This window comes from Pseudaminobacter soli (ex Li et al. 2025) (genome assembly GCF_003012705.1).
Classification (GTDB): Bacteria; Pseudomonadota; Alphaproteobacteria; order Rhizobiales; family Rhizobiaceae; genus Pseudaminobacter; species Pseudaminobacter soli.
Map to the genome: position 1 here is coordinate 329,770 of NZ_PXYL01000007.1, position 6,810 is coordinate 336,579.

At 61.0% G+C, this 6,810-nt stretch carries 7 protein-coding genes; 6 read left to right on the forward strand and 1 reads right to left on the reverse strand.

Translation table 11 applies throughout. The features are described from left to right. Positions 1-22: 22 nt before the first annotated feature. Genes C7I85_RS16495 through C7I85_RS16515 form a run of 5 tightly spaced genes read left to right on the forward strand, consistent with a single transcriptional unit; the run spans position 23 to position 4,635 of the window. Positions 23-904 (forward strand): carbohydrate ABC transporter permease, encoded by an 882-nt coding sequence (locus C7I85_RS16495; protein ID WP_106725075.1) that lies wholly within the window; start codon positions 23-25, stop codon positions 902-904. Then, a complete protein-coding gene (locus tag C7I85_RS16500; RefSeq protein ID WP_106725076.1) occupies positions 901-1,782 on the forward strand; it encodes a carbohydrate ABC transporter permease in 882 nt (293 codons plus the stop codon). The genes C7I85_RS16495 and C7I85_RS16500 overlap by 4 nt, the downstream gene beginning before the upstream one ends. A 3-nt stretch (positions 1,783-1,785) precedes the next feature. Then, positions 1,786-2,901, forward strand: a complete 1,116-nt coding sequence (locus C7I85_RS16505; RefSeq protein ID WP_106725077.1) for an ABC transporter ATP-binding protein — start codon at positions 1,786-1,788, stop codon at positions 2,899-2,901. A 10-nt stretch (positions 2,902-2,911) separates the two neighbouring features. After that, positions 2,912-3,949, forward strand: coding sequence for a hypothetical protein (locus C7I85_RS16510; RefSeq protein WP_106725078.1), 1,038 nt, complete (start codon positions 2,912-2,914; stop codon positions 3,947-3,949). Further along, positions 3,946-4,635 (forward strand): D-lyxose/D-mannose family sugar isomerase, encoded by a 690-nt coding sequence (locus tag C7I85_RS16515; RefSeq protein WP_106725079.1) that lies wholly within the window; start codon positions 3,946-3,948, stop codon positions 4,633-4,635. The genes C7I85_RS16510 and C7I85_RS16515 overlap by 4 nt, the downstream gene beginning before the upstream one ends. Before the next feature lie 75 nt (positions 4,636-4,710). Here the strand turns inward: C7I85_RS16515 and C7I85_RS16520 are convergent, their stop codons facing one another. Next, positions 4,711-5,655 carry a phytanoyl-CoA dioxygenase family protein gene (locus tag C7I85_RS16520; protein ID WP_106725080.1) on the reverse strand — a complete coding sequence of 315 codons (945 nt, stop codon included), beginning with the start codon at positions 5,653-5,655 and terminating at the stop codon, positions 4,711-4,713. Between the two features lie 119 nt (positions 5,656-5,774). On the opposite strand from C7I85_RS16520, the gene C7I85_RS16525 reads away from it, so the two are divergent. After that, entirely contained in the window at positions 5,775-6,641 is an 867-nt protein-coding gene (locus C7I85_RS16525; protein WP_181257202.1) for a helix-turn-helix domain-containing protein, read from the forward strand. Positions 6,642-6,810: the final 169 nt, after the last annotated feature.

Consider the following 6,810-nt stretch of genomic DNA (forward strand, 5'->3'; position numbering starts at 1 on the left):
CGCCGTTTGCGGGGTAGCGGACATGCCGACACGCAATCAGTTGCAGTCGATCGTACCCAAGCTGGTGCTAGCCCCCAGCTTCGCGATGATCCTGCTCTTCGTTTATGCCTTCATCCTCTACACCGGCTATCTGTCGTTGACGGATTCGAAGATGCTGCCGTCCTACGGGCTGGTGGGCTTCGAAAACTACTCCAAGCTTTGGCAGCTTCCGCACTGGTGGCGTGCGCTGACCAATCTGGCCATCTTCGGCACGCTTTACATCGTCGTGTGCTCGGTGCTCGGGCTGTTCGTGGCCATCCTGCTCGATCAGAAGATCCGCGCCGAAGGCTTCCTGCGCCCGATTTATCTCTATCCGATGGCGCTGTCCTTCATCGTCACCGGCACCGCCTGGAAATGGTTCCTCGACCCCGGAATCGGGCTAGAGCACACCATGCACCTCTGGGGCTGGGAGAGCTTTTCCTTCACCTGGATCAAGGATAGGAACCTGGCGATCTACACCGTGGTCATGGCTGCCGTCTGGCAATCGTCCGGCTTCGTCATGGCGATGTTTTTGGCCGGCCTGCGCGGCGTCGACAATGAGATCATCAAGGCCGCCCAGATCGACGGCGCCTCGACCATGACCATCTACCGACGCATCATCATCCCGCTGATGCGGCCGGTGTTCCTGTCGGCCTTTGTGGTGCTGGCCCACCTTGCCATCAAGTCCTACGACCTTGTCGTAGCGCTGACCGGCGGCGGGCCGGGGCAGGCGACCGAACTGCCTGCGACCTTCATGTATTCCTACACCTTTACGCGCAACCAGATGGGCATCGGCGCCTCGTCGGCAATGATCATGCTGATCATGATCTTCTCCATCATCATCCCGTATCTCTATACGGAACTGCGGGGAGGGCCGCGCCAATGAGCATGCCGTCGGCCGACAACGCAACACAGGTCAACAAGCTCGCACGCGGGCTGATCTACATCGTGCTCATCCTGTTTGCGATCTACTACCTGCTGCCGCTCTACGTGATGATCGTGAACTCGGTAAAGCCGCTCTCCGAGATCCGGGAGGGCAATATGCTGGCCCTGCCGCGGGAGTTCACGCTCGATCCGTGGTACACCGCCTGGTCGACGGCGCAGATCGGGGTGCAGGCAACCGGCCTGAAACCCTATTTCATCAACTCGATCCTGATGGCTGTGCCCGCCGTCGCAATCTCAACGCTGCTGGGCGCTCTGAACGGTTTTGTCCTGACCAAATGGCGCTTTCGCGGGGACAATCTGGTGTTCGGGCTGATGCTTCTGGCCTGCTTCATCCCGTTCCAGATCGCGCTCATTCCCGCCGCGCGCATCCTCGGCATGCTCGGCCTTGCCGGCACGACGCGCGGGCTGGTGCTGGTCCACGTGGCCTACGGCCTCGGCTTCACGACCCTGTTCTTCCGCAACTACTACGCCGCGTTCCCGACGGAACTGGTGAAGGCCGCCCAGATCGACGGCGCTAGTTTCTTCCAGATATTCCGGCGCATCCTGCTGCCGTCGTCAGCACCGATCATCGTGGTGACGGTCATCTGGCAGTTCACCAACATCTGGAACGACTTTCTGTTCGGCGCGTCGTTCGGCGATTTCAAGTCGCAGCCGATGACTGTGGCGCTGAACAACCTCGTGTCTTCTTCGAGCGGCGTGAAGGAATACAACGTCCATTTTGCCGGCGCGATCCTGGCGGCGCTGCCCACGCTGTTCGTCTACATAGTGTCGGGCCGATATTTCGTGCGTGGCCTCATGGCCGGCGCGGTGAAAGGTTAGAGCATGTCCTTCCTGCAAATCCGCAATCTCGAAAAGACTTTTGGCAATGTGAAGGTGCTGAAAGGCATCGATCTCGAGGTGGAGGAGGGCGGTTTCCTGGTCCTCGTCGGGCCCTCCGGCTGCGGCAAGTCGACCCTGCTCAACTCCATCGCCGGACTGGAGGCCATCACCGGCGGCTCGATCAGCATCGGCGGCAAGGCGATCGACGGGCTGCATCCTTCGCAGCGCGACATCGCCATGGTGTTCCAGTCCTACGCGCTCTACCCGAACATGACTGTCGCCGGAAACATCGGCTTCGGCATGGAAATCCGCGGCGTGGCGAAGCCCGAGCGGGACAAGGCCATCGCCACCGTGGCCGAGATGCTGCAGATCGGCCACCTGCTCGACCGCAAGCCGAGCCAGCTTTCCGGTGGTCAGCGTCAGCGTGTCGCCATTGGCCGCGCTCTTGTGCGCAAGCCGCAGGTTTTCCTGTTCGACGAGCCGCTCTCCAACCTCGACGCCAAGCTGCGCGTCGACATGCGCACCGAAATCAAGCGGCTGCACCACCGCATGGGCACAACCATCGTCTACGTCACGCACGACCAGATCGAAGCGATGACGCTCGCCACGAAGATTGCCGTGCTGAAGGACGGGGTGCTGCAGCAATCCGGCACGCCGGCCGAAATCTACAACAATCCAGCCAATCTCTTCGTCGCTGACTTTATGGGCTCGCCGGCCATGAACCTCATCCCGGTGACGATCAAGCGGAACGGGTCGGGCGTTTCGATCTCGACACCCCGCGAGGAACAGGACCCGCTCGTTCTCGGTGTGCCCAATGCACCGGCGGGCTTGTCGGCGCATGACGGCAAGGAAGTCATCTTCGGCATTCGGCCCGAAGCGTTGACGGACCGCGACGGCGCCGACCGCAATGCAGCGAATGTCGCCGAGAGCGAATGCCTGATCGAGGTGGTGGAGCCGGCCGGCTCCGACACATTCGCCGTCACGCGGCTGGGCCGCAAGCATGTCACGGCACGCCTGCGCGCCGACGCCAATGTCGCCGCCGGCAAGAAGACAAAGCTCGCCTTCAATCTCGACAAGGCGGTGTTCTTCGACCCCGCGAGCGGGCTGCGGATCGTCTGAGGATCGGAAAGTGTCATCGGCTGGTAGCAACGCTCTTGTCAGCACGCACCTGAACGGTCTCGCAGGTTCGCACGAACCCGTTTGGCGGATTTCATGGGACCGGGGCCACGCGGACGTCTTTGCCGTTGGTGCCGCGCTGCACAATCTGGCTCTCCAACTGGACAACGGTTCGACGATAGAACCGTTGGCAGAGGCGCCATGGATCGGCGAGCCAGAAGTGGCTGGAAATGAATCATTCCCGGCCCATCTGCGTCAACTGGGCGGCGAATGGCCTTGCGTGCCATTCGGCACGACCGAGATCGATCCACACCATCACGGCTTCGGCACTGACAATGAGTGGCACGTCATAGAACGCTCGGCAGAGGCCATCACACTCGCGATCGACTATCCGAAGTCTCATCCGATCAGGCGTCTTGAGCGGCGGATTGAAGGTGTCCGGGGTGACGCCACGGTCTCCCTGGAATTGACGGCAGAAGCTCGGACAGACTGCATTCTGCCCGTTGGCCTGCATCCGATATTCAAGCTTGCAGGCGAGGGGCGCCGTATGCAGCTCGACCCGGGCGCATTTGCGCGCGGCTACACTTTTCCGAAGGTTTTTGAGCCGGGCGCGTCCCGGCTAAAACCGGCCGCCGAATTCGCGCGGCTCGATGCCGTACCGTTGACGGGCGAGGGCGCAATTGACCTATCGTCCCCTCCCGCCGGCTTGGGAGAAGAGATCCTGCTCCTGGCCGGCGTGCCCGGCTGCACATGCCTCACCTACCCGGATAACGGCTACCGAGTGGAGCTCAGCTGGAATGCCGGCGACTTTCCCTCGCTCGTCATCTGGCTTTCGAACCACGGGCGTAGCGCATCGCCCTGGTCGAACCGCTTTCGCGGAATCGGCATAGAACCCGTGCGGGCATTTTTCGACGACACCGCCCTTGCACCACATCGGCCAAGCAGCTTGTCGCCAGGACGCGCATTCAGCGCCGGCGAACGATGGACGACAAAGTACCGAATTTCCGCATCAAGCCTGAACGCCAGCAAGCACGAAGGATTCGCCAAATGAAGCGCTCCCGCGTCAACGAAATCATCCGGGAAGGGGACGCGTTTATCCGTTCCTTCGGCTATGTCATGCCGCCCTTTGCCTATTGGTCGCCCGAGGAACTGAAGAGCCGTCGGCCCGCTGGCATCGTCGATTCCCGTCTCGGCTGGGACATTACCGACTACGGTCAGGGCAAGTATGATGAGCTTGGCCTGTTCCTGTTCACCGTGCGCAACGGCAGCGCAGCGGACCTCTCGCGCGGTCGCGGCATGCTCTATGCCGAAAAGATCATGATCACGCGCCAACACCAGCTCTCGCCGATGCATCGGCACAATGTGAAGGCGGAGGACATCATCAACCGAGGCGGCGGCAAGCTCGTGCTCGAGCTTTTCATGCCGGACGAGGAGGGGAACATCGACCGCCATCGTGAAGTCGAAGTGCCTACTGACGGCGTGATCCGCAAACTGCCGGCCGGCGGGCTGTTGAAGCTCGATCCGGGCGAGAGCGTGACCCTGCTGCCAGGTGTCTGGCACGCGTTCTGGGCCGAGGGTGCCGACGTGCTGATCGGCGAGGTTTCGACGGTCAATGACGACCTGACCGACAATGTTTTCGTCGATCCGATCGGACGCTTTTCCAATGTCGAGGAGGACGAGGCGCCGCTTCACCTGCTAGTCTCCGACTATGACCGCTTCGTCGACGGCAAAGCCTGATCGAGCCGGATAGCCTTTTGGCTCTGCGTAACCTGCGGCGGCTTTGCATTTTACGCAAATCCGCCGCAGTCACGTTTATTGCCAGCTATCGAGGCCCAGCAGTTTGCGGCCCAATCCGCTCAGCTCGGCTACCTTGGCGTTCTTCTTCTCCCAATCACGCGGGTCACCGGGATAGGAGGCGCGCTTGGGAGCCTCGCGCTCCCGCCAAGAGTGTATGCGGGCCGCGCGTTCGTCGGCATCTTCCTCGTCAGCCGGGAACATCGAGATGTACTGGGCCATGCGCACCCGGTCTTTCGAGTGGTTCGGCCGCACGCCATGCGCGAGAAGCGTATTGAAGATCATAAGATCGCCCGGCTCCATCTCGATATTGGTAATCGTCAGGCCGGTCAGGTCGGGATGATGCGGATCGCGGTCGGCGGGCTGGGTCTTCACCCACTTCTCAAAATTCTCGAACAACTCGGGAATGCATTGGAAGCCGCCGATGTCGCCATCCTGCTTAACCAGCGAAAGGACGCCCTGGACGCCGATCGGGAGAGGGCGCAGCGAGGTGTCGCTGTCCCAATGGATGAAGCCGTTGGGATTGCCTGGCGTCTTCTTCGGCGGATTGAGATTGGCGCGGTCGATGGCGACCCACAGATCCTCCCGGTCCCAGATGTCGACAAAGGCGTCGTAGACGCGCTGCATCTGCCGGTTATCCCACAGGTACTGGTGATTGTAGATTTCCACCATGCCGGCGCCGTTTAGCTCCTTCATGATGTGGTCGCGTCGCTGAGGCGCGTACCAGGTGGACGGATCCTTGGGATCCTTTTCGTCGAACTCCCAAAGAATATCCGTCAGCCGCTGGACGTTCTCCTGCGGCACGGCATTGCGCACGATCACATAGCCCTTGGTGATCCAGTGCTGCCAATCGTCTTCGCCGAGGACACGGAGCGGAAGTTTTTTCTCGATATCCTTCAATTGCGTCGTGACATTCTTCGATGTCGGGTGGGCATCCTTCTTAAGGTCGGTTGCGTGCGCCATGATCTCCTCCGCTCAATTGCGTTTGCTGCAGAAAATCCTAGTGCAGCGCGGGCAGGGAAGTTGTACTGCCAGAGCCGGCTCTGATACTATTCTGGCGTTCTGATCCAAAAACTGTCACGATGAAGCCGTTTCTCGAGAAGCTGCAGCCATTACCGGGCACATCCTGGGCCATGCTGAACCGCAGGCTCGATGACGCGATTCCGTTTCAATGGCATCATCATCCCGAGCTTGAGCTGACCCTGACTCTCAATTCACGCGGCCAGCGCTTTATCGGCGACCACATCGGCAGCTATGACGACGGCGACCTGGTGCTGATCGGCCCGAACCTCCCACACAGCTGGAGTTCGACCGAGAAGATCGACCCAGACAAGCCGCATGTCGCGCTGGTGATGTGGTTCCGGCCGGAATGGGCGAGGGCGATGACGGAAACCTTCGTCGAGCTTGGGGCGGTTACGGCGATGGTCGAACGGGCCTCAACCGGGCTTAAATTCACGCCTGCTAATGCAGTGCGCGCTCGCCCGCTGATCGAAGATCTCTTCACGCGTCCGGCGGACGAGCGACTGCTTTGCCTGATGCAGGTTCTGAACATCCTGGCTCAGGACAGTGAGGCCGATCCGCTGGCAAGCGCAAAGAGCGTTCCTGCGGCGGCCGGTTCAGACCGCACGCGGATCGACCGTGTGCTCGACTACATTCATCTCAACTACGCCTCGAGCCCGTCGCTGACGGAGCTTGCCGATGTAGCTGCACTCAGCTCGTCGGGGCTGCATCGGTTGTTCCGGCGCCACACACAGCTTTCGATCACCGACTACATCATGCGGCTGAAGATCGGCGAAGCCTGCGCGATGCTTTCCGCCAGCACGCGTCCGATTGCGCACATTGCCGAGACTGCGGGCTACACCTCGCTCGCCAATTTCAATCGACAGTTTCTGGCGTTGAAGGGCATGACACCGCGCAGCTACCGACAGAGCTTTCAGAAGGCACGCTGAGCGAACGCTGGAACATCAACGGCGCTGGGGACCGCTATCCGTTGTGGCGGCCATGTTGAAATGTCCGCCAGTGAGCAAAATAGAAATGTCACTTTGACCCGCCACACGGCACAACGACCAGCCCCGATCTGACCGGCTGGTCCGGGTTGCAAGGCAGATCGGGGCGGGT

What these genes read in the sequence shown, in the direction of transcription:
- C7I85_RS16495 (WP_106725075.1), top strand. Translation starts at nt 23, where the DNA reads ATGCCGACACGCAATCAGTTGCAGTCGATCGTACCCAAGCTGGTGCTA.
- C7I85_RS16520 (WP_106725080.1), bottom strand. Translation starts at nt 5,655, where the DNA reads ATGGCGCACGCAACCGACCTTAAGAAGGATGCCCACCCGACATCGAAG.
- C7I85_RS16505 (WP_106725077.1), top strand. Translation starts at nt 1,786, where the DNA reads ATGTCCTTCCTGCAAATCCGCAATCTCGAAAAGACTTTTGGCAATGTG.
- C7I85_RS16525 (WP_181257202.1), top strand. Translation starts at nt 5,775, where the DNA reads ATGAAGCCGTTTCTCGAGAAGCTGCAGCCATTACCGGGCACATCCTGG.
- C7I85_RS16515 (WP_106725079.1), top strand. Translation starts at nt 3,946, where the DNA reads ATGAAGCGCTCCCGCGTCAACGAAATCATCCGGGAAGGGGACGCGTTT.
- C7I85_RS16500 (WP_106725076.1), top strand. Translation starts at nt 901, where the DNA reads ATGAGCATGCCGTCGGCCGACAACGCAACACAGGTCAACAAGCTCGCA.